20 protein-coding genes are annotated in these 24083 nt (G+C 60.0%); 10 read left to right on the forward strand and 10 right to left on the reverse strand.

Annotated elements, in window-relative coordinates:
* Window positions 1-363 precede the first annotated feature (363 nt).
* The 3 genes from VDP61_RS00185 (at window position 364) to VDP61_RS00195 (ending at window position 3087) form a co-directional block, all read left to right on the forward strand.
* Entirely contained in the window at window positions 364-1023 is a 660-nt protein-coding gene (locus VDP61_RS00185; RefSeq protein ID WP_323004929.1) for a response regulator transcription factor, read from the forward strand.
* Window positions 1020-2357 (forward strand): ATP-binding protein, encoded by a 1338-nt coding sequence (locus tag VDP61_RS00190; protein ID WP_323004930.1) that lies wholly within the window; start codon window positions 1020-1022, stop codon window positions 2355-2357. Before VDP61_RS00185 ends, VDP61_RS00190 begins: the two co-directional genes overlap by 4 nt.
* A 190-nt stretch (window positions 2358-2547) precedes the next feature.
* Window positions 2548-3087, forward strand: coding sequence for a GNAT family N-acetyltransferase (locus tag VDP61_RS00195; protein WP_323004931.1), 540 nt, complete (start codon window positions 2548-2550; stop codon window positions 3085-3087).
* 177 nt (window positions 3088-3264) lie between these two features.
* Here the strand turns inward: VDP61_RS00195 and gabT are convergent, their stop codons facing one another.
* On the reverse strand, window positions 3265-4560 hold the full coding sequence (gabT, locus tag VDP61_RS00200) for a 4-aminobutyrate--2-oxoglutarate transaminase (RefSeq protein WP_323004932.1): 1296 nt from the start codon (window positions 4558-4560) through the stop codon (window positions 3265-3267).
* Window positions 4561-4702: 142 nt separating this feature from the next.
* Here gabT and VDP61_RS00205 point away from each other — a divergent pair, with 142 nt between their 5' ends.
* The gene (locus VDP61_RS00205) at window positions 4703-5281 is read left to right on the forward strand and encodes a cupin domain-containing protein (protein WP_323004933.1); all 579 of its coding nucleotides are present in this window, start codon (window positions 4703-4705) and stop codon (window positions 5279-5281) included.
* A 33-nt stretch (window positions 5282-5314) separates the two neighbouring features.
* On the opposite strand, the gene VDP61_RS00210 is transcribed toward VDP61_RS00205, so the two are convergent.
* From VDP61_RS00210 to VDP61_RS00240, 7 genes are all read right to left on the reverse strand, one after another.
* A complete protein-coding gene (locus VDP61_RS00210; RefSeq protein ID WP_323004934.1) occupies window positions 5315-6487 on the reverse strand; it encodes an ABC transporter substrate-binding protein in 1173 nt (390 codons plus the stop codon).
* Window positions 6488-6514: 27 nt separating this feature from the next.
* Entirely contained in the window at window positions 6515-7567 is a 1053-nt protein-coding gene (locus tag VDP61_RS00215; RefSeq protein ID WP_323004935.1) for a branched-chain amino acid ABC transporter permease, read from the reverse strand.
* Window positions 7568-7569: 2 nt separating this feature from the next.
* Window positions 7570-8478 (reverse strand): branched-chain amino acid ABC transporter permease, encoded by a 909-nt coding sequence (locus VDP61_RS00220; RefSeq protein WP_323004936.1) that lies wholly within the window; start codon window positions 8476-8478, stop codon window positions 7570-7572.
* A complete protein-coding gene (locus VDP61_RS00225; protein WP_323004937.1) occupies window positions 8475-9194 on the reverse strand; it encodes an ABC transporter ATP-binding protein in 720 nt (239 codons plus the stop codon). Before VDP61_RS00225 ends, VDP61_RS00220 begins: the two co-directional genes overlap by 4 nt.
* Window positions 9194-9919, reverse strand: a complete 726-nt coding sequence (locus VDP61_RS00230) for an ABC transporter ATP-binding protein (protein ID WP_323004938.1) — start codon at window positions 9917-9919, stop codon at window positions 9194-9196. Before VDP61_RS00230 ends, VDP61_RS00225 begins: the two co-directional genes overlap by 1 nt.
* A 1-nt stretch (window position 9920) precedes the next feature.
* On the reverse strand, window positions 9921-12044 hold the full coding sequence (locus VDP61_RS00235) for a hydantoinase/oxoprolinase family protein (RefSeq protein ID WP_323004939.1): 2124 nt from the start codon (window positions 12042-12044) through the stop codon (window positions 9921-9923).
* An 89-nt stretch (window positions 12045-12133) separates the two neighbouring features.
* The gene (locus tag VDP61_RS00240) at window positions 12134-13882 is read right to left on the reverse strand and encodes a hydantoinase B/oxoprolinase family protein (protein ID WP_323004940.1); all 1749 of its coding nucleotides are present in this window, start codon (window positions 13880-13882) and stop codon (window positions 12134-12136) included.
* A 309-nt stretch (window positions 13883-14191) separates the two neighbouring features.
* Here VDP61_RS00240 and VDP61_RS00245 point away from each other — a divergent pair, with 309 nt between their 5' ends.
* Window positions 14192-15142 carry a helix-turn-helix domain-containing protein gene (locus VDP61_RS00245; RefSeq protein ID WP_323004941.1) on the forward strand — a complete coding sequence of 317 codons (951 nt, stop codon included), beginning with the start codon at window positions 14192-14194 and terminating at the stop codon, window positions 15140-15142.
* A gap of 168 nt (window positions 15143-15310) precedes the next feature.
* Here the strand turns inward: VDP61_RS00245 and VDP61_RS00250 are convergent, their stop codons facing one another.
* Window positions 15311-17251: a PHA/PHB synthase family protein gene (locus VDP61_RS00250; protein WP_323004942.1), complete on the reverse strand. Its 1941-nt coding sequence runs from the start codon at window positions 17249-17251 to the stop codon at window positions 15311-15313.
* A gap of 102 nt (window positions 17252-17353) precedes the next feature.
* A complete protein-coding gene (locus tag VDP61_RS00255; RefSeq protein ID WP_323004943.1) occupies window positions 17354-17701 on the reverse strand; it encodes a hypothetical protein in 348 nt (115 codons plus the stop codon).
* Window positions 17702-17912: 211 nt separating this feature from the next.
* Here VDP61_RS00255 and VDP61_RS00260 point away from each other — a divergent pair, with 211 nt between their 5' ends.
* Genes VDP61_RS00260 through VDP61_RS00280 form a run of 5 tightly spaced genes read left to right on the forward strand, consistent with a single transcriptional unit; the run spans window position 17913 to window position 23870 of the window.
* Complete coding sequence (locus VDP61_RS00260; RefSeq protein WP_323004944.1) at window positions 17913-18320, forward strand: hypothetical protein; 408 nt, start codon at window positions 17913-17915, stop codon at window positions 18318-18320.
* On the forward strand, window positions 18317-18946 hold the full coding sequence (locus tag VDP61_RS00265) for a TetR/AcrR family transcriptional regulator (RefSeq protein WP_323004945.1): 630 nt from the start codon (window positions 18317-18319) through the stop codon (window positions 18944-18946). Before VDP61_RS00260 ends, VDP61_RS00265 begins: the two co-directional genes overlap by 4 nt.
* Before the next feature lie 2 nt (window positions 18947-18948).
* Window positions 18949-19995 (forward strand): HlyD family secretion protein, encoded by a 1047-nt coding sequence (locus tag VDP61_RS00270; RefSeq protein ID WP_323004946.1) that lies wholly within the window; start codon window positions 18949-18951, stop codon window positions 19993-19995.
* Window positions 19992-22742 (forward strand): ribosome-associated ATPase/putative transporter RbbA, encoded by a 2751-nt coding sequence (gene rbbA, locus VDP61_RS00275; protein ID WP_323004947.1) that lies wholly within the window; start codon window positions 19992-19994, stop codon window positions 22740-22742. Before VDP61_RS00270 ends, rbbA begins: the two co-directional genes overlap by 4 nt.
* 3 nt (window positions 22743-22745) lie before the next feature.
* Window positions 22746-23870, forward strand: a complete 1125-nt coding sequence (locus VDP61_RS00280) for an ABC transporter permease (RefSeq protein WP_323004948.1) — start codon at window positions 22746-22748, stop codon at window positions 23868-23870.
* The last annotated feature ends 213 nt before the right edge of the window (window positions 23871-24083 follow it).

Here is a 24083-nt window from a genome sequence, read left to right on the forward strand (position 1 = left end):
TAAGATCACCCTAGGGGGGCCACCTGAGGGGGGGCTGACAGCCGCGCGGTTTTTGCTTCAGCTTGGCGTCAGGAAGCCGCCATAAAAAGCAGGATGCCCCAGTGGTCCGGCCAATAGCCCCGTTCCGCTTGTGCGGTTTCAGCCGGATTGCCAGTCTGTCACCGGCACACAGCATTCATCACCCGCCAGCAAGATCAGAATTGTCTTTGCCGTCGTCATCAGCCAAACTTCCTGTCTTGGCGACAGGCCGCATGCTGCAGACCAAGGCTGACGGCAAGCTGAAGCGAAAGGCCTGCAATTGTCAGCTTAGCGTCAGCCTGACCATAGAGACAGGATCAGCACGTCTGAAAGGAAACATCCGCCATGCGCATCTTGCTGATTGAGGACGACACCGTCTTGGGCTCTGCCGTGCGCGACCAGATCGCTGGCGACGGCCAGTCTGTGGATTGGGTCACGCGGCTTGATGCGGCGGGCGATGCGGTTGCAGGGGCGGCCTATGATCTGCTTTTGCTTGACCTGATGCTTCCGGATGGGCGCGGCATTGGGTTTTTGAAAACCTTGCGCGCGCGGGGCGATGTGACGCCGGTGATTATCCTGACCGCGCTGGACCAGATTTCCGACCGGATTGAGGGGCTGAATGCGGGTGCGGATGACTACCTTGTGAAACCCTTTGATCTGTCAGAGCTGTCCGCGCGGATCGGGTCCGTCGCGCGGCGCTATTCCGGCAACCCCAACCCGATCATCACCCACGGCGCGCTGACCATCGACATCGCGTCGCGCACCATCCGCCGGGAGGGCAAGCCAATCACGCTGACCGCCCGCGAATGGGCGCTGTTTGAGGCGTTTCTGGCCCGCCCCGGTCAATTGCTGTCCAAGCCGCAGCTTGAAGAAAAACTTTATACTTTTGACGCGGAGGTCGAAAGCAACACCATCGAAGTTCATGTCAGCCGCCTGCGCAAAAAGCTGGGTGCCGGGGTGATCGAGACCGAGCGCGGCATGGGCTATCGTCTGGGCGCATCATGAGGTGGCCGCGCAGCCTGCAATCGCGTCTGGCCCTGTCGCTGGGCGTTCTGCTGACGCTTTTGTGGGTGGCAGCGGCTTGGGGAACCAGTGTCGCGCTTCGGCATGAAATGGATGAGGTCTTTGATTCCGCCCTGCAAGAAACCGCGCAACGCCTGCTGCCGCTTGCGGTTCTCGACATCCTCGGGCGTGAGGCAGATGACACCCCGCAGCGGCTGGCCGCCATCCGTGATCACGATGAATTTTTCACCTATATCGTTCGCGATGCGCAGGGCCGGATGCTGCTGCAATCGCACGCGGCAGAGGCCGGGGACTTTCCGCCCTATGATCAGACAGGGTTTAGCCAGACCGCAACCCACCGGCTTTATACCGAGACGGCCTTGCAGGGCAGCGTAGAAATCACCGTGGCAGAGCCGCTGAGCCACCGCCAACAGGTTGCGCGCAACATCCAGATCGGCCTCGCGCTGCCGCTGCTGGTCGTGATCCCTGCCGCCCTGCTTGCCATCATTCTGGCGGTTCGGGCCAGCCTGCAACCGCTTCGGCAGTTCCGCGAAACCCTTGGCATGCGCGATGCGCGTGACCTGTCGCCACTGCCCACCAAAGGCCTGCCCTGGGAAATCGCCCCGGTAGCGGCCACACTGAACGACGTCTTTGAGCGTTTGAAAGCTGCGTTTGATGCCGAGCGCAGCTTTGCCGCCAATGCCGCGCATGAATTGCGCACCCCGCTTGCGGCGGCCATCGCACAGGCACAGCGCCTTCGGTCCGAAACCCGTGAGCCCGGCACCCTGCAAAGGGCCACTGACATTGAGGCCACACTGAAGCGGCTGACACGCGTGGCCGAACGCCTGATGCAATTGGCCCGCGCCGAAGGCGGGCAGCTTTGCCTGGATCACATGTCAGACCTGCGCCCGGTGGCGCGTATTATCGTCGACGATATTGGCCGCACGGCTGCGCCTGATCGCATTAAGCTGACGCTGCCGGAACAGCCCGTGATGTCAGACATTGACCCAGACGCCTTCGGCATCCTGTGCCGGAACCTGATTGAAAACGCCCTGCGCCATGGGTCCGAAGGCGGCACAGTCGCGGTTGGTCTGCAGCCCAACGGAACCCTGATCGTTGCGAATGATGGGCCGCTTGTGCCCGCGCACACGCTGGCCCGCCTGACCGCCCGCTTTGAACGCGCGACATCAGGCACTGAGGGAAGCGGCCTCGGCCTTGCCATTGTCGCAGCGATTGCCGACCGATTGGGAAGCACGTTGACCCTGAAATCACCGCGCACCGGCCAAGCATCGGGTTTTGAAGCCCGTCTGAAACTTCCGATCAAGGCGCAGGGTTGATGCCATTCCAAATCTATTTTGGACCACGCCCATGCTGCCAACCCTCGTGAAAAATGGCGAAAAACCTATCGTCTGCCCCGGTTGCGGCAAACCTGCGCGCCCCCCGAGACAAGATTTGAGTGCCGTGACTTGCCTTCGCGACTCTGCTGATGTCTATCATGGGAAAAGCCAGATCAAGGGGAAAGGCAGCATGCCGAAAATCAAGACGTCCAATCCGGATTTTTTTATCCAGCACGCGTCCTCTGACGATGCGGACCTTATCGTTCACTACATGAAAAAACTTGGCACCTACCAAAAAATGGCCGACAAGATCACGGCAACCGCGCCGCAAATCAAGCGGTTGCTGAATGAAAACCTGGGTGAGGCGCTGTTTGGCGTCTACAAGGGTGAAATTGTGGGTTTCGCCTATTATTGCATGACATCATCAGCGTTTACAGGCCGTTCCGGGCTTTATATTGATGGCTTTCTGATTGATGCGCAGCTGCGCCATCAGGGTCTTGGAAAGATCATTATGGGGTATCTTTGCAAGCTCGCGCTGGACCGCAACTGCCAGATGCTGGAATGGGGCGTTCTGGACTGGAACACCCCGACAATTGAATTCTACAAAGGCCTCGGGGCCTATAGTGTTGATGAAATGACCATCTACAGGTTTACACCCGACGATCTCCAGACAAACGCCCGGCTATTTGAGGGTGGATCTGTGATATCGGCGCAAAAGACCCCTGACTGACAGGGGGCGGCCGCGATAGGCACAGGCCCGCCAAAGCGGGCGCCTGGCTTACGCGGGCTGGGGCCGGACCCCGTATATTGCGGCTTGGCCATGGACCCGGTGATCATCACCGCATCCATCTTGGCCTTTCCCCCCCCCTCTGCCCGCTTGGCAGAAGGGGGGGCCCGAGCAAAGCGCTCAGGCGGCTTTCTTCATCACGGCGGCTTCAATAGAGGCCTCGATGATATCCAGCGCCTCTTGCAACTGATCCATTGGAATTGTCAGCGGCGGCAGCAACCGGATCACATTGTAGCGCGTGCCACAGGATATGAGGATCAACCCGCGCGCCTCTGCCTCGGCCACAATCGCGCTGGTCAGGGCAGCGTCGGGCGCAAACGTGTTGCGATCAATCACCAGTTCAAACGCGTTCATGGCACCAAGGCCACGCACATCGCCAATACACTCCATCCCCTGCCGCGCGGCAAGCTGGGTCAGGCGGGCGCGGATCACTTCGCCAACCTCATCCGCACGGGTGCAAAGGTCTTCTTCGTCGATGATGTCCAGCACCGCATGGGATGCGGCAACAGCCAAGGGGTTGCCAGCATATGTGCCGCCCAAACCGCCGGGGCCAGGGGCATCAACAATTTCGGCGCGCCCGGTCACGGCGGCAAGCGGAAAGCCCCCGGCAAGCCCTTTGGCCATCGTCACCAGATCGGGTGCCACACCGGAATGGTCAAAACCGAACATCTTCCCGGTGCGGGCCATACCGGCCTGAATTTCATCCGCGATCAGCACGATGCCATGTTCATCACAAATCTCACGCAGCTTGCGCAAGAAGTTGAACGGCGCGATGGTGAAGCCGCCTTCGCCCTGCACTGGCTCGATAATAATGGCTGCAACCCGCTCCGGATCAACCGAAGATGCAAAAAGCCGTTCCAACTGCTCGATGGCATCGGCCTCTGACACGCCATGCAGCGGGTTCGGGAAGGGCGCATGCACCACTTCGGGCGGCATCGCGCCAAAGCCTTTCTTATAGGGTGCGACCTTGCCGGTCAGGGCCATGCCCAACAGGGTGCGGCCATGAAAGGCGCCCGAAAACGAGATGATGCCAGAGCGGCCCGTGAACGCACGCGCCATCTTGACCGCGTTTTCCACCGCCTCAGCACCAGTTGTGACCAACATGGTTTTCTTGGAAAAATCGCCGGGGGTCATCGCATTCAGGCGCTCGGCCAGGGCGATATAGCCTTCAAAGGGCGCGACGTGAAAACAGGTGTGCGTAAAGGCCTGCGCCTGCTCGGCCACGGCTGCCATAACCTTGGGGTGACGATGGCCGGTGTTATTGACCGCGATACCCGCCGCGAAATCAATGTAACGACGACCTTCGGCGTCCCAAAGCTCTGAGTTTTCAGCGCGAACGGCATAGATTCCACGGGTCGCAACCCCGCGGGCGACAGCTTCGGATTTGCGGGCAGCAAGAAGAGACGATTCGGACATTTGAGCCTCCGGAGATTGAACTGAATCCAGTTACCACTGCGCAATATTTTGCGCAATATACATTCATTTTCTGCGCACCCTGTGACAAAGGATTGTGCACACAGCCTGCAAGGGATAAACAGGGGCAAACACCGGGAGAACCATGGAAAACTTCGACGTCGGCCAAAGACTCAGGCAAATGCGACAAGATGCATCCCTATCGCAACGGCAACTTGCAGAAGCGTCTGGCGTGCCACATGGCCAGATTTCGATGATCGAGACCAACCGTTCCAGCCCTTCGGTATCATCCTTGCGCAAGATTCTGGGCGGCCTGAATGTCAGCATGTCCGAATTTTTTGAGCCCGAAGCGCCGTCAACGCAGGCGGTGTTTTTCAAACCCCATGAAATGCGCGACCTGACCACCCGGCTTTATTCCACGCTGGACGATCCGCGCGGCAAGATCACCTTGCAGCAGATCGGCGATGCCAAGGCGCATAACCTGCAAATTCTCTATGAACGCTATGAACCCGGCGCCGATACCGGCGAGCAGATGCTGGAACATGTCTCGCACGAGGGCGGCGTGGTGATTGCCGGCGAAATCGAGGTGACCGTTGGTGAGGAAACCATGGTTTTGAAAGCGGGCGACAGCTTTTTGTTCGACTCTACCGCCCCGCACCGCTTTCGCAATATCGGCGACCGAGAGGCGATTGTCGTTTCCGCCTGCACCCCGCCCTATTTGTAGGTGGCGCGAGGGTATCCCCCCGCGCCCCCGGTTTTACTTGCCCATCAAGACATCAAGCGGCACTGGCTTTGAAATCGTCCACTCGTCAACCCGCGCAGGCTTGCCGTCGGTGATCTCAATGATCTGCATCAGCGCCGTATTTTGATGATGCAGTTCCGAGGTAAAGCTGCGCGGCCCGAAAGCCGTCGGCTCATCACGCATTTTTTCCAATTCGGCAGTGACCGTGGCCCCGTCAACCGTGCCCGCGCGCTCCACCGCTTTGGCCCAAAGGTCAATCAGGATATAGCCCGGATAGGCGTATTGGCTGGCTGGCCGCGCGCCGGTTTTGGCCTCATAGGCCACGTTGAACGCCTCGACCTCGGGGCGCGGGTCATCACCATAGATCGAGCCCTGAACCGGCACGACAAACCCTGTCAGCCCCGGCGTGGCATCCAGCCAATATGAACCATCGACAGCAGAGCCGTTCAAGATCAAAGAGTTGATACCAGAGGCGCGGATCTGGCGAACCGCTGCTGCAGCACCCGGCATCACCGAACACAGCATGATCACATCCGGCTCTTTTTCCAGCGACTTGATCCGGGTGATCTGGCTGGCGATGGACGCATCATCATTCTTGAACGTGTCGGTGCCGACAATCTCGGCGCCGTCAAGCTGCGGGAACATCCAGTCGAATCCGGTGCAGATGCCCTTGTTATATTCGATATAGGTATCTTCCAGCACAAAGGCGGTGCGCGCCTCACGCTTGGCATAGGCCCATTCGGCCATGGTCGCACCCTGTACCGGGGCCAGCACCGAGGATGAAAAGCTGTTCGGCCCCACACCCTGAATCCCCGCCTTCACATCTTCGGCGCACAGGAAAAAGCTGATCATGCCCTCGCCTTCTGCCGCCAGCGCCGCTGGTGCGCCGAAATCATAGTCGCAAGACACGACCATCATTTCCGCGCCTTGGTCCAACACATCCAAGCCCGCCGTGGCGCTATCGGCGCGCTCGGTGCGGGTGTCGGCCTCAACCACCTTGATCTGGCGGCCCAAAACGCCGCCGGCTGCGTTCAGCTCATCAATGCGGATTTTGGCGGCGGTGGCGGCGGGTGTGTCATAGGCCTCCATCCAGCCGGATTTGGCGATGGCAAAGCCCACCGTCAGATCTTCGGCATGGCCGGGAACGGCCAGGGCCATAAAGGCCAGTGCTGTGGTTGCAAGTTTCATTGTGTTCCTCCTCTGGGTTGTTAGGTCTTATTTGTCGGACTGGTTCCGCCCGGCGACCCACCGGGCAGGCAGCATAATTTCGCGCCCGGCCAAAAGGCCCGTGGGGCGAAAGATCAAAACAAGGATCATGGCGATTGCGATGATGATTTCCTGACTGCCGGGGGGCAGCGAGAATGTGGCCTGACCGATGGTTACACCCTTTTCCAGCCGGACCAGCGCATCCACCGCCAAAGACAGCGCCAGCACGCCGACAACCGCCCCCGAAAGTGACCCGATCCCGCCAACCACCAGCATCGCCAGCATCAAAAATGTCAGGCTCAGGTAAAACCCGTCAGGGTTGATGACGCCGATATAATGCCCCATCAGCGCGCCGCCGACGCCGACGAAAAACCCCGACAGCGTATAGGCCAGCAACCGATGGCGATAGCGGTCGATGCCCGAGGCAGAGGCTGCCACCTCATCCTCACGCGTGGCGCGCAGGGCAAGACCCGAGGCAGAGGCCGAATAAACCGCCGCCACAAGAATAGCCGCCAGCGCCCAGCCCAGCGCCACCCAAGGCGTCACATACCGCGCAAGGCCGACAACCGAAGACGTGCCGCCGGTGATCGGAGTCCAGTTTGACCAGATGGTGTTGATCATCGCCAAAAACGCAAAGGTGGCGATAGAGGCCGCAATCCCCGACAGCCGCAAGATTGCCGCCCCGGAAACCAACGCAACCAGCGCCGCGACCAGCCCTGCAACGATTGCCGCCGGAAACACATGCCAATCCGCCGCCGCAACCGCATCGGGCAGCCCCGGCAGCAGCATGGATTTCATCGCGGGTTTCAGCGTCAACCAGGCCGAGACATAGGCCCCGACACAGGCAAAGGCTGCATGACCAAAGCTGACAACCCCGGAATTGCCGACAAAAATCCAGAACCCCACAACCATCGCCACCCGGATCAGGGTTTCTGATGCCATGCGCGCCAACGCCCTATCCCCGAATTGGGTTGCGATCAGGGCAAATCCCAAAAGCAGCAGGGCCAAAAGCAGCGGCGTTGTGCGTGCCATACGGCGACGGATCATATGTTGTGTGACCATGATCAAACCCTCGGCTTGGAGCCGGCAGAGGCGAAAAGCCCCTGCGGACGGAAAAGAAGGACAAGAATGACGCCGCCATACAGAAAGGCATCACGGAAGGGCCGCGCATCGGTTGGCAACCACGCCTGCAACAGCGCCGAGGCCGCCCCAATTCCCAGCCCGGCCGCCACCGCACCCGAAAGGCTGCCCATGCCGCCGACAACTGTTGCGATGAATGCGACCAGCATGATCTGCCCGCCCATCCGCACATCCGCGACCCCGGTCTGCGCCACCAGCACCAGCGCCACCACCGCAGCCAGCGCGCCCGACAGCGCAAACGCACCCGAGATCACGCGATTGGCCCGCACCCCCAACATCCGCGCCATGGCAAAATCTTCTGCCGCCGCGCGCATTTCAAGCCCAACGCGGGTATGGCGCAGCATCAGCGCCAAACCGCCAAGGATAAGGCCAACCGCAATGATGACGATAAGCTGCAACAGCGGCACCTCTGCCGGCCCGATCTGTACCGGATGGCCCAGTTCTGCCCACAGGCTAACCGCTTTTGGCCGCCCGCCATACAACACCAAAAGGATGTTTTGCAGCGCCACCCCAAGGGCAAAACTGCCCACCATCAACGCCACGGGCGAGGCATTGCGCATGGGCCGAAACACAAATGCCTCGGCCGCGACTGCAATCCCGGCGCCGAACAGCAACAAGACGGGGATCAGCACCGGCGCGGGCAAACGGCCAAGACCAAGCACCGCCAGCGCATCGGTTGATGGTATGATCAGCGCAAACACCGCACAGGCGATGAACTGCCCATGCGCGAAATTCACCAGCTTCATCACCCCGAAAATCAGCGCAATCCCAAGCGCTGCAATGGCATAGATTCCGCCCAGTGACAGGGCGTCGAATATCAGTTGCAGGCTCATGTCTGTTCTCCGAAATAAGCTTCGGTCAAAAGGGTATCGGCGGCAAACCCGGCGGCATCGCCATCCGCAACGATCTTTCCGCCACGCATCAACAACATGCGCCCGCCCACCCGCGCCGCACGGGCCGAGGATTGTTCAACAATGATCAAGGTCAGCCCGCGCAGCTTTTGCAAATGGCACAAACGGTCGTACACATCGTCCACCACCTTGGGGGCCAACCCCAGCGAGGGTTCGTCCACCAGCATCACCTTGGGGTTGGTCATCAGCGCGCGGGCAATCGCCAGCATCTGCTGTTGGCCGCCCGACAGCGCACCGGCACTGGCCTTGGCCCGTTCGCGCAAAATCGGAAAGGCGTCGAACACAATCTCCAGATCCTCGGCAACGGCAGAGCGGTCGCGCCGCAGCCCGGTCCCGACCATCAGGTTTTCCACCACACTCAGCCCGCCAAAGATGCGCCGCCCTTCCGGCACCATCGACAACCCGCGCCGCGCCACGTTTTCCGAACCAAGACCAGACAGAATTTCGCCGTCCATTTCAATCCGGCCATGGGCAGCGGCGACATCGCCTGAAATCGCCAGCAAAAGCGAGGATTTGCCAGCACCATTGGGGCCGGAGATAAACACCCGCTCGCCCTCGGCCACGCTGAAGGTCAGATTGGCAATGGCCGTCAGCTTGCCGTAACGCACAGCAAGGTCAAAGACTCCGATCTTTGTCATCACGCAGCCTCCACATTCACGCCAAGATAGGCTTCGCGAACCGCGGTAGACCCAAGGATGACCTTGCGGTCGCCGCGCTCGATCACCTCTCCGCCATCCAGCACCACGACATCGGTGCAAACCGACAGGACCAGCCCGACATTGTGTTCGATCAACAGGCAGCCCACGCCTTTTTCGGTCGCAATCTTGCGGATCAGATCGGCCAGATCGGCGGCCTCGATCTCGGACATGCCAGCGGCGGGTTCATCCAGCAGCAGGTATCTGGGGTTGCCCATCATCGCGCGGGCAATCGCCACGCGCCGCTCATCCGTGTAGGGCAGGCCAGCCGCCGACCGGCTTTCGAGGTCGGAAATCCCCATCCAGCCCAGTAAATCGCTGGCCGCATGTTCGGCCGCGCTACGGCGCTGGCCAAGGCCAACCCCCGCACAGGTCAAATTGTCCAGCACGTCCAGCCCCGAAAACAACCGCCCGGCCTGAAAGGTGCGCGCAACCCCCGCACGCCGGATCGCATGCGCCGAAAACCGCGACACATCGCGCCCTTCCAGCAGCACGCGGCCCCTGGACGGAATCTGAAACCCGGTCAGCGTGTTGACACATGTGGTCTTGCCTGCCCCGTTGGGGCCAATCAACCCGACAACCTGCCCCGGTGCAACGGACAAAGAGACATCGTTGAGGGCCTGGAAGCCGCCAAAGGCGACCCCCACGCTTTCCAGTTCAAGGGCCATTTCAGGCGACCTCGACAGTGCGCACGCTACTTGCCGTGCTGCCGGCCTTGGCCTCGACTGTCAGAACATAGACCCCCGAGGCATCCAGTTCCGCCACCCAGCCCGGTTCAATCACGATGGTCGTGGTGATTTCCTGAATGACGGATGGCCCGGAAATCACATCGCCCGCCCCCAAAAGCGCGCCATCATAGACCGGGGTCGCGTGGCTGATGCCTTCGGCGTTGAAGATCATCTCGCGCGTGCCTTTCAGGGCAAATTTCGCACCTTTGCCGGGGGCAACCGTCATCCGTGCAGGCTTGTCCACAGCTCCTGTGATCGCGCTTTCGACGTTCACCACCTCAACCGCGCTTTGCCGCTCGGAATAGGTATACAGTTCTTCATGGCGGGCGTGGAACGCGTCTTTCAGCCGCTCAAGCGCTGCTTCTGTCACTTCAAACGGGTCAACATCGACGGTGCATTCATGGACCTGCCCGACATAACGCATATCAAGGCTGCGGCGAATGTTGATCTTTTCTTCGGCAAAACCGTCTGATTGCAGATCCTCTGCGCCGCGCGCCTCCAATTCGTTGAACAGCTTATCCAGATGTGCGGCGGCCTCGGCCCCCTCCAGCCGGACCGGGGCTGGTGCCATATAATTGTACTTCACATCCGAGATGATCTGACCAAAGGCGCACAGCCCCGAGGCCAGCTTGGACACCAGCACTTTGCGAATACCCATTTCGCGCGCCAAGGCCGTGATATGCGCGCCGGTGGCCCCGCCTGCACAGTTCAGCGCAAAGTCGCGCGGATCATAGCCACGCTCCACTGATACACGCCGAATGGCGTTGACCATGTTGTTGTTTACAATGGTAAACATGCCATGCGCTGCGGTTTCTACACTGATCCCCAAAGGATCGGCCAGATGGGTCTTGATCGCCAGCCGCGCCTTTTCCACGTTCAGCGGCAAGCGCCCGCCGACAAGCCCATCGGGATTGAGATAGCCAAGCACAATGTTCGCATCCGTCGTGGTGGGTTTGGTGCCGCCTTGATCATAGCAGGCTGGCCCCGGCTCTGACCCCGCCGATTGCGGGCCCATCTGCATCAACCCCATCGTGTCGATCCAACCAATAGAACCGCCCCCCGCGCCCAGGGTTTCCACCTGAATCATCGGGATACCAATGCGGTAGCGCAGAAAGTCGATGTTTTTCGACACGTTCGCGCGCCCGTCACGGGTCAGCGTGATGTCAAACGACGTGCCGCCCATATCGACCGTGATAATATCCTTCAGGCCCCACGGCTCGCCCAGCCACAAGGCCGCTTGCGGCGCCGAGGCGGGGCCGGAGTTGATGGCATAAACCGACTGGTTCGCCACAACCTTGCCCAGCGCCAAGCCCCCGTTCGACTGAAAGTACCGCACCGGATGGCGCGCGCCCAGCGATTGGAAATAGGCATCAATCGCCGCCACATAGCGTTGCAGGATCGGCGCAAGATAGGCGTTCACGATGGCGGTCGATGTGCGGGTATATTCACGCACCTGCGGGTAAAGCTGGCTGCCGATGGTCAGGCGGACATCGGGCATCATCTCGCGCACAATTTCACCGGCGCGGGCCTCGTGTTCGGGGTGAAGCACCGACCAGACAAAGGAAATCGCAACCGATTCAACGCCTTCGCGGATAAAGTGGCGGCACGCCTCGCGCACGTCCTCTTCATTCATCGGCGTGTGAATCGTGCCGTTGGACAAGATCCGTTCCGACACGCCGCGCCGCAAATAGCGCGGGGCCAGCATGGTCGCAGGCGGATATTCCGCGTCATAGCGATAGCCGTCTTCCTTGTGGCCAAGACGGATTTCGATGCTGTCCTCATGGCCTTTGGTGGCGATAAGGCCGGTTTTCGCGCCGTTATGGGTGATCAGCGCGTTCAGGCCCACCGTGGTGCCGTTGATGCACAGATCAGCGTTGGAAACGATGTGTTCCGGGCTCAGGCCGGTTTCTTCATGGATCACTTTCAGGCCGTTGCGGATGGCGGCTGTAGGATCATTCGGGGTGGAAAGTGCCTTGAAAATCCGCACCCCACCCTTGCGATCTGCCAGAATGAAGTCGGTAAAGGTGCCGCCCGCGTCGATACCAAGACGATATTGATTTTGCATGTTTTTGTTCCTTTTCGGGGTGGCCGGGGTCGTTCGGGGGGCATTTCGCACCCCCCGGCCCCGCCAAAGATGAGTTCACAAAGAAGGGATCAGGCGACGCGAAGCTTTGCGGTTGCCTCGACATCCACGGCCAGACTGTCACGGTCGGTGATGATCACACCGTAATCCAGCCGCGCGCCCTCAAGGCTGACCAGACCATTGCGCACATCATCGACGACCTTTTGAACCTCGCGTTCAAACGGGTTGCCATAGCCGCCGCCACCGGGGTTCTTGTTGGCCGCACGCTCGCCCGGTTGGATCGTTTCAATCACGTTGTCGGTGATGATCTCGGTCTTGCCGTGGCGTGTCAGTTCCAACCGGCCAACCTTGGTTTCCACCATGGTTGATTTTGCCCCGGCCGCCCCCATCGCCGGAATACGCCGGCCTTCGCCAAAGGTGATCAGCTTCATCGGGCTGTCCATCGGCTCCACTTCCCAGCAGGTTCCCGAACCGCCGCGGTTTTTGCCCGCACCGCCCGAATCCTCCATCAGGGAATAGCGGTGAATGATGATCGGATAGCTGTGTTCCAGCATCTCGATATCGCCGCTGGTCAGCGCGCCAAAGCAACATTGCGGGCCGCAAGCGTGCCAGCCATCCTGACTGGAGGTCGCCCCAGCCCCCGAAATGATCGAGGCCAGCACCATGGTCACATATTCTTCATCGTGGCGGCTATCCATGCCCGCGATATTGCAACCGTTGGCATGGCCCCAGCTTGCCGAAACCTTGCTTGGTGCGGCCTGCTCAAACGCCAGACGCACAGCATCGGTCAGGGTTTCCATCGGGGTTGTGGTGCAGTTCATATGCGGCGCGGGCGATTTCGCGTTACACAGCGTGCCTTTCGGCCCCATATCAACGCTGACGCAGCGATACAGCCCCTCATTATAGGGCGGCGGCAGTTGCGCGAACATCATCAAGCCCAGATAAACACCGGAATAGCTGTTCCCCTCATAGCTGTTGATGAAATAAGGGATCTGCGGCGGGCTTGCGATTTCGATATGGACGCCATCGCCCTTGATGGTGACGGTCGCGGAAATATCAAAATCGCCGTAACCGTGACCGGCATCTTCCAAAATCGCGGTGCCGTGATAGGTGCCGTCTGGTACTTCGGAAATCAGCTTGCGCATATGCGCCTCGGCCATGTCCAAAAGCTCGGCGATACACTCTTGCACCAAGTCCTTGCCGTATTTGTCCATCAACCCTTTCAGGTTGCGCGCCCCGACCTGACAGGCCCCGATCAGCGCGTTGAAATCGCCCTCTTGGTCACGGCGTGCCCGCATGTTGATCAAAATCATGTTCATCACGTCATGGCGCGGCTTGCCCTTATCCCACAGCTTGACCGGCGGAATACGCAAACCTTCGGCGTAAATTTCGGTCGCGTTGGGGTTATAGCCTGCGGGAACCGGGCCGCCGATATCGGTTAGATGGCCCTTGCAGACCGTCCAGAACACCAGCTCGCCTTCATAAAACACCGGCATATACATGCAGGTGTCAATGATATGGCTGCCGCCATAGGCCGGGTCATTGTGCAAGATCAGGTCGCCGTCGTTGATCTCACCCTCAAAAAACTTCGCAACCGACTTCATCGCGGGGATCAGGCTGCCAAGGTGGATCGGAATATCTTGCCCTTGCAAGATCATCTCGGGCGTATGGTTGAACAGCGCGGTTGAATAATCATGCGCAAGGTTGAAAACCGAGCTGCGCGCGGTTTGCTCCAACGTCAGGGTCATTTCGCGCTGGGTCGTTTCCAGCACGCCCCGCACCACGGACAGCGTGATCGGGTCAATATTTCGTTTGGTCATGGTGTGTCTCTCCCTTTGCGCAGAACGCATCCCGGCAGCAAAGAAGGGCCCTCAACCCATTCCCCCCTGTTCCTCCCGAGCCGTATTCCGACTTCTCCTCATACCCATCAGAGTGAAGCGAAACACGCGGCTCGTCTTGAACCCGGGGGCGGAAAGATTTGCATATAAGCGCATAGGGGGGTACAAATCAGGCAATGCGCGCATAAACCCTTGTCAATGCGCGCAGGTTAAATCCTGCGAACTGAATGTTCTTGAGTCGCGGGCCTATGGTTGTTAACGATTCTAACTCGGCTCTTGAGGAGGAGGCGTATGGAGGTAACGGCACATAGCACGGATCAGATTGCGCCTGCGCAACGCTCGGCGCATTGGGATCGTGTCATCGCCGAAACCTATTTCCCGTTACAACTTACGTTTCGCGACCAATCCACGTTCTCGGGGCTGCTGGAGCGTCGCCAGATGGGGCATGTCTCATTGTCGCGGCTAGCCACAGAGCCGATGCAATATGAGCGCAGACCAAACCACATCTCGCATGCCTGCGAAGAAGAATACCTCGTCTCGGTTCCGCGCCTCAGCCCGATTGATTTCAAACAACTGGGCCGTGAGGTGCGCTGTGATCCCGGCGGTTTCATTCTGGAAAGAGGCGACGAGCCCTATCGCTTTTCATACGCCGCTCCGAATGAACTGATGGTGCTGAAAATCCCCAAAAAAGCCCTGACCGAGAAGATCCGGGACCCCGATCGGTTTTGCGCCCGGATCATTGATGCAAGATCAGGACTGCCCGGCCTGTTTACCGCGATGATGCAGCAACTTCAGATCCTGTCTGATACCGAAACGCATACCGCATCGGTTCTGGGGCGGCAGATTATCGAAGTGCTGGCCTTGGCGCTGGATGGAACCACGGGCGAAGAAGCCAGCATAAAAACAGCGGTGCGCGCGGGCCATCTGCGCCGGGCCGAGCAGATCATCCGAAACAATCTTGCCAACCAGAACCTGTCGCCGGATTTTGTGGCCGATGCCTGTGGCATTTCCAAACGCTATCTGCACGAACTGTTCAGCGATACCAACAAGACGGTTTCCCAATTCATCCGCGAAGAACGCCTGATCGCGGCACGCGATGCCATCGGGACCAATCAAGTGATGGCGATGGCCGAAATCGCCTATTGTTTCGGGTTTTCCGATCAGGCGCAGTTCTCAAGGCTTTTCAAATCACAGTTCTCGGTAACGCCGTCAGAGTGGCGCAAAAAGCCGTCCGCGCCCTGACGATCGCAGCCTTGGACCAAGCGCAACATATTCCAAAGCGTTTCGCCTTAAACCCTTCCGCACACACTGCTGGATGAAATCAAAGATTTCAATGCGTTATGTGATTGGCCTTGTTTCAAGTCAAAGGCGAAACGCTATTGGGGTGCCAAATGCGTGCCGAGTGTCTTCCTACTTTTGCATCACATAGGTACCGGGGGCATCGGCCAATGGCGCGTAGCCCGCGCTCGCATTGCCCATATCCGGCGGGGCAATCGCCGTGCCCGAATGCGAACCCAGCCATTTGGCCCATGCCTCCCACCAGGATCCGGCATGTGTTTCAGTCTCGGCCGCCCATGCCTCGGGGCTGATGTAGCGGTCCATCACGCCCTTGGTTTTCACCTGATACGACCGGCGCGGGTGGCCCGGCTGCGAGATAATGCCGCCGTTATGGCCGCCACTGGTAAGGGCAAAGGTCACTTCGGTATCCGTCAGCGCCTGTATCTTGAAGGCCGAAGGCCAGGGGGCCACGTGATCTTTTTGCGTGCCAACGGCAAAGATCGGCAACCTTATGTCGGTAAGGGCAACGGGTTGGCCGTCAACGGTGAACCGCCCTTCGGCCAGATCATTGTTGAGGTAAAGCTTGCGCAAGTATTCCGAATGCATGGCATAGGGCATCCGCGTTCCGTCCGCGTTCCATGCCATCAGATCAATCATCGGCCGGCTTTCACCCATCAGATAATTTCGCACCCCCCGCGACCAGATCAGATCATTCGAGCTGAGCATCTGGAACGCACCGGCCATCTGGGTCGTATCCAGATAGCCCTGTTTCCACATCACACTGTCAAGAAAGGCAAGCTGGCTTTCGTTGATGAAAAGCTGCAATTCCCCCGGTTCGGTGAAATCAACCTGACTGGCAAGCAAGGATAGCGACCCCAGCCGATCATCGCCATCGCGCGCCATCGCGGCGGCGGCAATCGACAGCAATGTGCCGCCCAGACAATAGCCCGCCGCGTTGATCTTGCGGTCCGGCACGATTTTTCCAATCGCGGCCAGCGCCTCCATCACGCCAAGCTGGCGGTAATCATCCATGTTCAGATCGCGGTCATCTGCATCGGGGTTCATCCAGGAAATCATGAAGACCGTGTGACCCTGTTCGACCAGATAACGCACCAGCGAATTATGCGGAGACAGATCAAGGATGTAGTATTTCATGATCCATGCGGGAACGATCAGGATCGGCTCGGGCCGCACCTTTTCCGTCAGCGGGGAGTATTGGATAAGTTCGATCAAGCGGTTGCGATAGACAACCTTGCCCTTCGTCACCGCAACATCCTTGCCCGGCACAAACGCCTCAGCGCCTGTGGGCGGCGCGCCTGCGGCGGCATCTTGCGCGTCCTTCAGGGCGTTCTGCATCCCTTGGACAAGGTTCATCCCAGCCGTTTCGCGGGTTCGCGCCAGCACTTCGGGGTTGGTCAACAAAAAGTTGGAAGGCGAGACCATATCAAGCACCTGGCGCGTCAGAAACTGCAATTCCTGTTCATGTTGTTTGGTGACGCCGGGAACCCCTGTCACCACGTTGTGCCACCACTGCTGCTGCAGCAAAAAGCCCTGATAAATCATGTTATAGGGTTTCGTCTGCCAGGCATCGCCGCGGAAACGATTATCTTGCGGCAATGGCGCGATACAGGGTTCGACTTTATCAGAGCTTGTCGCGCAACGAAGCGCGAAACGGGTTTGGCGCTGCAGTTTATCGGCGGCCTTTTCGGCCAGTTCCAACCGCTTGCCGGGGGCTGCCGTGATATGGGTCGCCCAATCGAACCAGGCCCCCATCAGCGCGGCGGGCGACAACCCGAGCGTGAAACGCGAAATCGCGCTTTGCATTTTGTGGTCCAGCGTGTCGTGAATTGACATGGCCTGCACTGGCCGCTTGTCAGATTGCACCCCTTGCTTGGCTGCCTGCCTGGGGGCAACCGATACCGAATCTGGCTTCGTCTTTGCATTGACTGAGGCAGCATCTTCTACCGCTGCGCGCGTGTCTTTTGCGGCCTGCGTGCGGGGTGCCTCGCCCAATCCGGCCTTCTTTTGATGATCTTGCAAAGTCACGATCCGGTTTTTTTCTTTATGAGACATTGTTTCTGTTCCTTTTGCTTTTCGTCGGCCCCCCGACGCCAAAACCCGCCAACGTATTTAGATGGGTTTTGCCAGTATTGAATGGAATAGCGACCATGACGATCAATCCTGAACGGTCATGGCAAGACCTTCGGAATTAAGAAATCTATTGCCGCCGAGGGCGGTGAACGTAACGCAATTTCTGCCCTTGCGTGGGCCACCAGCCATGGTCATGCATATACTGTCCCCCTCAAAATCCCACGTCCCTGAAAACGAAAGCAGCAACATCTTCACCGTCACCTCTCCCGCCGGAAGATATCTCAGGCGAATATTCACGCCCTTGCGTGTGGCGGTCAGTTCTTTGCCGATGATCTGCCGGGACATCTGTTCCCGAGTCAGGGTTTCGCCCGCCGCAGCAGACAGCGGCAGCGAGGCAATCAAGATTGCGGCAAGGATATTGGCAGTCTGCAACTCTCGTTTCCCTTGGCTTTTTCCTGCACCACTTCCCTGCGGCGCAGATCGTTCCGATCAATCCCCCGGCGTTCGCTGCCCCCGCGCCAGAATCCAGCGCTTGCAGTAAATATGCGGCTCACATAAGATAGTAATTGGTTACTAACTTAATTCAAGCCCTACCTCCGCCATAAGCGGAGTTTCGTCTGCAACCATCCTTGCGAGGGTCATCATGCTGACTGGCAAAATCAACATCGCGGCGGGGTTCTTGTTCCTGACGTTTTTCATGCTCTATGGTTTTTTGCTGATCTACCTGCGTGATTTCGCGCCGGACAAAGCGCAATGGATCGCTGATTACGGCGTGGGCGCGCATTTTGAATCGCGCTTGGCCCATGTTCATGGCAATCTTTTTGCGCTGCTCAACATCGCGGTCGGGCTGGTTCTGTTGCGCCTGCCAGCGTCGGCAAGCCGGGCCTGGATTTCGGGTTTGGCGCTTGCGGGCATGCTGATGCCCTTGGGCATACTCGCGGAACTGGTGCTTGGGGTGCCGCCTGTCATTGTGCTGGCTGGTGGCACCTCTATGGTCGTTGCGATGGGCTGGCTTGCGGTGGCAAGCTGGCGGATGGATGTGGCTGTATGACTGAGGTCCGGGCAAAAAACCTGCCCGCCGAGGAGCGGCGCAATGTTACCGTCGAGGCGGTGATTGATCTGGCCGGCACAATGAACCCCGGCGAGATTACAACGGCGGCCATCGCCAAGCATATGCATCTGACCCAGGGCGCGCTGTTTCGCCATTTCCCCAACAAAGAGGCGATTTGGCAGGCTGTCATGCAATGGGTGGCCAACCGCCTGATGGCCCGGATCGACAAGGCCGCTGCGGGAATCGACAATCCCTTGGCCGCGATGCAAGCCATGTTTCAGGCCCATGTCGCCTTTGTGGCCGACCATCCCGGGGCGCCGCGCATGCTGTTCGGAGAGTTGCAGGGCGCTGCCATGACCCCGGCAAAACGGCTGGCGCGGGCACTTATGGCGCAATACGCGGCGCGCCTGAACGATCTTATCCTTACCGCCAAAACCCGCGGCGACCTGCCCGCGGGTCTGGATGTCGAGGCCGCAACCGTGCTGTTCATTGGCACCATTCAGGGGCTGGTGATGCAGGCGCTGATTTCGGGGGATATGGGGCGGATGCTGACCGTCGCCCCCCGCGTGTTTCAAATTTATCTTCGTGGCATTGAAGCCGATGCAGCGGACCAACGGAGGGGCTAAGCATGTCTCGTAAAATTTCCATCGCGCTTGTTCTGGTCGTGTTGGCCGCCTTTATAGGGTTCGCTGCATGGAAGGTTTTGCTGGCCCCCAGCGACCTACCGCCCGAAGGCTTTGCCCGTGGCAATGGCCGGATCGAGGCGGATCTGGTCGATATTTCCACCCGTCTGGCCGGGCGCGTTGCCGAAATCACGGTGCGCGAGGGCGATCTGGTACAGGCTGGCGACGTGTTGGCCGTGATGGACACCGCCGAACTGGCCGCCCAAAGTTTGAAAGCGCAGGCTGCGGTGGCCAGTGCCGAGGCAGCAGTGGCCGTGGCGCAGGCCAGTGTTGCGCAGGCCAAGGCGAAACTCGCCTTGTCGCAAAGCGAGTTAAGCCGCGCGGAATCGCTCAGCGCGCGCGATGTGGTGTCGCAGGCCAACCTCGACATCAGCCGCACCCAGGTACAGGTTGACGAGGCGGGACTGGAGGCGGCGATGGCGGGTGTCGTGGCCAAGCAACGCGGCGTCGATGCCGAAACCGCGAACCTGCGCGGCATTGAAACCAGCATCGCCGACAGCACGCTTTACGCGCCGCAATCGGGTCGCGTCCTTTACCGTCTGGCGCAGCCGGGTGAGGTTCTGGGCGGCGGCGGCAAGGTGCTGACGCTGGTCAGCCTTGGCGATATCTATATGGAGTTTTTCCTGCCCGCGAGTGCGGCGCCAAGGGTGCTTTTGGGTGATGAGGCGCGGATTATTGTTGATGTGATGCCCGATATTTCCGTGCCTGCCGTTGTCAGCTTTGTGGCCCCGCAGGCGCAATTCACCCCCAAGCAGGTTGAAACCGTGGCCGAACGCGAAAGCCTGATGTTCCGCATCCGCGTGCGCATCCCACAAGAACTGGTGGCCGGGCATCTTGCACAGGTCAAGACCGGGGTGCGCGGCATGGCGTGGGTGCGTCTGGCCGGGCCGGACGGAACTGTTCTTGATTGGCCCACGGGCCTGACGCCGCCGCTGGTGCCCGCTTTGCCTGCGGCAATAGGCGGGGCGGTGGCACCCGGCACCACGCCATGAACAGCGCGACATCACCCGTCGCACAACTAAAGGGGGTAAGCCACCGCTACGGCAAGGTGCAGGCGTTACAAGACGTGACGCTTGATCTGCCACCGGGCCAGATGATCGGGTTGATCGGGCCGGATGGTGTGGGCAAATCCACGCTGATGGGGCTGATCGCGGGGGCCAAGAAATTGCAGTCCGGCCAAGTGGAAACCCTGGGCGGCGCTATGGCCAGCGCCCACCACCGCGCCGATGCCGGGCGGCGCATTGCCTTCATGCCGCAGGGTTTGGGCAAGAACCTGTACCATGACCTCAGCCTGCAAGAAAATCTGGATTTCTTCGGCAAGCTTTACGGGTTGGGCAAGGCCGAGCGCAACGCCCGGATTTCCCGCCTGACCCGCGCCACGGGTCTTGCCCCCTTCATGGACCGGCCAGCGGGCAAGCTGTCGGGCGGAATGAAGCAAAAGCTGGGGCTATGCGCGGCCCTGATCCATGATCCCGATTTTCTGCTGCTGGATGAGCCGACAACCGGGGTGGACCCGCTATCGCGCCGCCAGTTCTGGGATTTGATTGATGCAATCCGCGCCGACCGCCCGCAGATGAGCGTGCTCGTCTCGACCGCCTATATGGAAGAGGCGGCGCGTTTCGGCTTTCTGGTGGCGATGGATGCGGGGAAAATTCTGGCCACCGGCAGCCCCGCCGACCTGATGGAGCGCAGCAAAACCGATACGGTCGAGGCCGCCTATGTGGCGCTGCTGGGCGGCGATGCGGCGCAGGCAGCCGCCCCCGCCCCTGCCCCCGCCGTTTTTGAACCGGGGCCCCCTGCCATTCGTGCGCAAAACCTGACCAAGCGGTTTGGCGACTTTACCGCCGTTGATAACGTCAGTTTCGAGATCGCACGCGGTGAAATCTTTGGCTTTCTTGGCTCCAACGGCTGCGGCAAGACCACCACGATGAAAATGCTGACCGGCCTGACCCCCGCCACGACGGGCGAGGCGTGGATATTCGGCCAGCCGGTCGATGCGCAAAACCTTGAGGCGCGGCGGCGGGTTGGTTTCATGTCGCAATCCTTCTCGCTTTACGGAGAATTGACGGTACGCGAAAACCTGCTTTTGCATGCCCGCTTGTTCCACCTTGGGCGCGCGCTGACAGCCAAGCGAATGGCCGAACTGGTGCCGCGTTTCGGGCTGGAACCCTACCTTGATCAAGGTGCCGCGTCCTTGCCGCTGGGGGTGCGCCAGCGCCTGTCGCTGGCGGTTGCGGTGATCCATGAACCCGACATCCTGATATTGGACGAGCCGACATCCGGCGTCGATCCGCAGGCGCGCGATGCCTTTTGGGTGATGCTTTTGGAACTGGCCCACCGTGACGGGGTGACGATTTTCATCTCGACGCATTTCATGGATGAAGGCATGCGCTGCGACCGCATATCCTTGATGCATGCGGGCAAGGTGCTGGTGTCGGATGCGCCAAAGGCACTAATCGCGGCGCGCGGGGTGGCAACGCTGGAAGATGCCTTCATCGCCTATATGCTTGATGCCCACCCCCCCGAGGCCCCGGCAGATGAGGGCCTGCTGGCCAGCACCGCGCAAGACCACAGCAAACCCGCCAGCAGCTTCAGCCTTGGGCGGCTGCTGGCCTATACCACGCGTGAGGCAATGCAGGTGCGCCGCGACCCGGTGCGGCTGGTGTTTTCCTTTGTCGGCTCGGCGCTGTTGCTGCTGATCATGTCCTTTGGCATCTCGCAAGAGGTGCGCGACATTCCCTTTGCCGTGTTTGATCTGGACCGCAGCCCCGAAAGCCGCGCCTATCTTTCCGGGTTTGAGGACACGCCGTGGTTTTCCGAACAACCGCCGATTTCCGACCCTGACGCGCTGGAACGCCGGATGGAAAGCGGCGAACTGGCGTTGGCGCTGCAAATCCCGCCGGGGTTTGGCCGCACCGTTCGGCGGGGTGAGACGGCCGAGATTGCCGGGCTGATCGACGGGTCCGATACCAACCGCGCGGGCACGGTGGAAAGCTATGTCAAAGGCGCCCATGCCGATGTGCTGGCCAAGGCCGGGCAATCGGCGCTGGCGCTGGCCGATCTGGCCACGCCACGCAGCCCCGATGCGGCACCGCCCGCGCAACTGATCCCGCGGTTTCAGTATAATCCAGCGATGGAAAGCCTGCCTGCGATCGGCCCATCCATCCCGCCGTTGTTGCTGCTGCTGTTCCCGGCAATTTTGATGGCCGTCAGCGTGGCACGGGAAAAGGAAATCGGCACGATCACCAATTTCTACGTCACCCCCACAAGCCGCGCCGAATTTCTGATCGGCAAGCAACTGGTCTATATCGGCATCACGCTGCTTAACTTTGTCATCCTGACCGCATTGGTGGTGACGGTGCTGGGCGTGCCGCTGAAAGGCGACCCTTTGGCCTTGGTGCTGGGGGCGCTGCTATATGCCGTGGCGGCAACGGGTTACGGCCTGCTGGTGTCAATGCTGACATCCACGCAGGTAACGGCGGTATTTGCCGCCGCCATCCTGTCGGTGATGCCAACGCTACAATTTTCTGGCATGATAACGCCGGTCTCCTCACTCGAAGGGGCGGCGCGGGTTATGGGCACGTTCTGGCCGACCACCTGGTATATGGGGATAAGCGTTGGCACCTTCACCAAGGGCCTTGGCCTGTCGGAACTGTCCGGCCACCTGCTGCGCCTTGCCGCTTTTGGCCCGGTCCTGACCGGCCTCGCGATCCTCGCGCTGCGCAAGCAGGAGAAGTAAGCGATGCGGCAACTGACAAACATCTTCTGGCTGGCGGGCAAAGAGCTGAAAAGCGTTTTGGGCGATCCGGTCATGGTGGTCCTGATCCTGTGGTCCTTTGTCATCGCGGTGATGCTAGAGGCAAGCGGCGCCGGCGATACCGTGCGCAACGCCGCCATCGCCATTCTGGATGAGGATCAATCCACCCTGACCCGCGCGCTGACCGATGCGCTTGGCCCGCCCTGGTTCCAGACGCCGGTGATGATCGCGCCCGATCAGGTCAGGGCGGAAATGGACGCCGGAAACATCATGTTCGTCCTGTCGTTTCCGCCAAGGTTCGAGGCAGATGTGATCGCGGGCCTGATGCCCACCGCCCAGCTTGAAGTTGACGCAACCGCCGTATCGCAGGCCCAGCTTGGCACCGATTACATCGCCAATATCCTGCAATCGGAAACCCGCGCCTTCCTGTCTGGCAGCCCCGATGCCCCCGAGCCTGCCTTGCAACTGGAACTGCGCCGCGCCTTCAACCCCAACGGCAACCCGGTCTGGTTCAAGGCGATGTCGTCACTGCTGAACCAGCTTTCCTTGCTGACCATCGCGCTGACTGGCGCGGCCATGCTGCGTGAGCGTGAACAGGGCACGATTGAACATCTGATGGTGATGCCGCTGACCCCGCTGGAGATTGCGCTGTCCAAGGTGCTGGCCAATGTGGTCGTGGTGCTGGCGGCCTTTACCCTGTCGCTGTTTTTGGTGGTGCAGCAATTGTTACAGGTGCCGATTGCCGGGTCAGTGCCGCTTTTGCTGGCCGGAACGGCGGTTTATCTGGGCGCTGCCGCCGCTATCGGAATGTTTCTGGGCACCGTCGCGCGCAGCATGGCGCAATTTGCCCTGCTGGTGATCATGGTGGTGATCCCGATCATCATGCTTTCGGGCGGGATGGGCGCAGTTGAAAGCCAGCCCGACATCGTGCAACGCCTGACCATGGCGCTGCCCTCGCGGCATTTTCTGGCCTTTGCCAAGGCGGTGGTGTTTCGCGGTGCGGGTCTGGATGCTGTTTGGCGTGATCTGTCCCTTATGGCGGGCCTGGGGGGTGTCTTTTTCACCGCAAGCCTCTTGCTGTTTCGCCGCTCAATGAATGTGTCAGGGTGACCCATGAAGCTGGCTTGGCCTTTCGTCGCCAACCCTTGAAAAGGAGCATTCCTCGCGTCAACGATGAACAGGGCCTAAAGCGTTTCGCCTTAAAGCCTTCCTCACATAACGCTGCCTGAAATCAAAGATTTCAACGCGTTCTGCGACAGCGACAAGCTGCACATCGGGCACCCGCTGGATAGAAGCGGCATGAACCTGCCCGATGCGATCACA

This window comes from Pseudorhodobacter sp., assembly GCF_034675685.1.
Lineage (GTDB): Bacteria > Pseudomonadota > Alphaproteobacteria > Rhodobacterales > Rhodobacteraceae > Pseudorhodobacter.

Excerpts from the sequence above, each read along its gene's own strand:
- VDP61_RS00185 (WP_323004929.1), top strand. The coding sequence starts at position 364 with ATGCGCATCTTGCTGATTGAGGACGACACCGTCTTGGGCTCTGCCGTG.
- VDP61_RS00190 (WP_323004930.1), top strand. The coding sequence starts at position 1,020 with ATGAGGTGGCCGCGCAGCCTGCAATCGCGTCTGGCCCTGTCGCTGGGC.
- VDP61_RS00195 (WP_323004931.1), top strand. The coding sequence starts at position 2,548 with ATGCCGAAAATCAAGACGTCCAATCCGGATTTTTTTATCCAGCACGCG.
- gabT (WP_323004932.1), bottom strand. The coding sequence starts at position 4,560 with ATGTCCGAATCGTCTCTTCTTGCTGCCCGCAAATCCGAAGCTGTCGCC.
- VDP61_RS00205 (WP_323004933.1), top strand. The coding sequence starts at position 4,703 with ATGGAAAACTTCGACGTCGGCCAAAGACTCAGGCAAATGCGACAAGAT.
- VDP61_RS00210 (WP_323004934.1), bottom strand. The coding sequence starts at position 6,487 with ATGAAACTTGCAACCACAGCACTGGCCTTTATGGCCCTGGCCGTTCCC.
- VDP61_RS00215 (WP_323004935.1), bottom strand. The coding sequence starts at position 7,567 with ATGGTCACACAACATATGATCCGTCGCCGTATGGCACGCACAACGCCG.
- VDP61_RS00220 (WP_323004936.1), bottom strand. The coding sequence starts at position 8,478 with ATGAGCCTGCAACTGATATTCGACGCCCTGTCACTGGGCGGAATCTAT.
- VDP61_RS00225 (WP_323004937.1), bottom strand. The coding sequence starts at position 9,194 with ATGACAAAGATCGGAGTCTTTGACCTTGCTGTGCGTTACGGCAAGCTG.
- VDP61_RS00230 (WP_323004938.1), bottom strand. The coding sequence starts at position 9,919 with ATGGCCCTTGAACTGGAAAGCGTGGGGGTCGCCTTTGGCGGCTTCCAG.
- VDP61_RS00235 (WP_323004939.1), bottom strand. The coding sequence starts at position 12,044 with ATGCAAAATCAATATCGTCTTGGTATCGACGCGGGCGGCACCTTTACC.
- VDP61_RS00240 (WP_323004940.1), bottom strand. The coding sequence starts at position 13,882 with ATGACCAAACGAAATATTGACCCGATCACGCTGTCCGTGGTGCGGGGC.
- VDP61_RS00245 (WP_323004941.1), top strand. The coding sequence starts at position 14,192 with ATGGAGGTAACGGCACATAGCACGGATCAGATTGCGCCTGCGCAACGC.
- VDP61_RS00250 (WP_323004942.1), bottom strand. The coding sequence starts at position 17,251 with ATGTCTCATAAAGAAAAAAACCGGATCGTGACTTTGCAAGATCATCAA.
- VDP61_RS00260 (WP_323004944.1), top strand. The coding sequence starts at position 17,913 with ATGCTGACTGGCAAAATCAACATCGCGGCGGGGTTCTTGTTCCTGACG.
- VDP61_RS00265 (WP_323004945.1), top strand. The coding sequence starts at position 18,317 with ATGACTGAGGTCCGGGCAAAAAACCTGCCCGCCGAGGAGCGGCGCAAT.
- VDP61_RS00270 (WP_323004946.1), top strand. The coding sequence starts at position 18,949 with ATGTCTCGTAAAATTTCCATCGCGCTTGTTCTGGTCGTGTTGGCCGCC.
- rbbA (WP_323004947.1), top strand. The coding sequence starts at position 19,992 with ATGAACAGCGCGACATCACCCGTCGCACAACTAAAGGGGGTAAGCCAC.
- VDP61_RS00280 (WP_323004948.1), top strand. The coding sequence starts at position 22,746 with ATGCGGCAACTGACAAACATCTTCTGGCTGGCGGGCAAAGAGCTGAAA.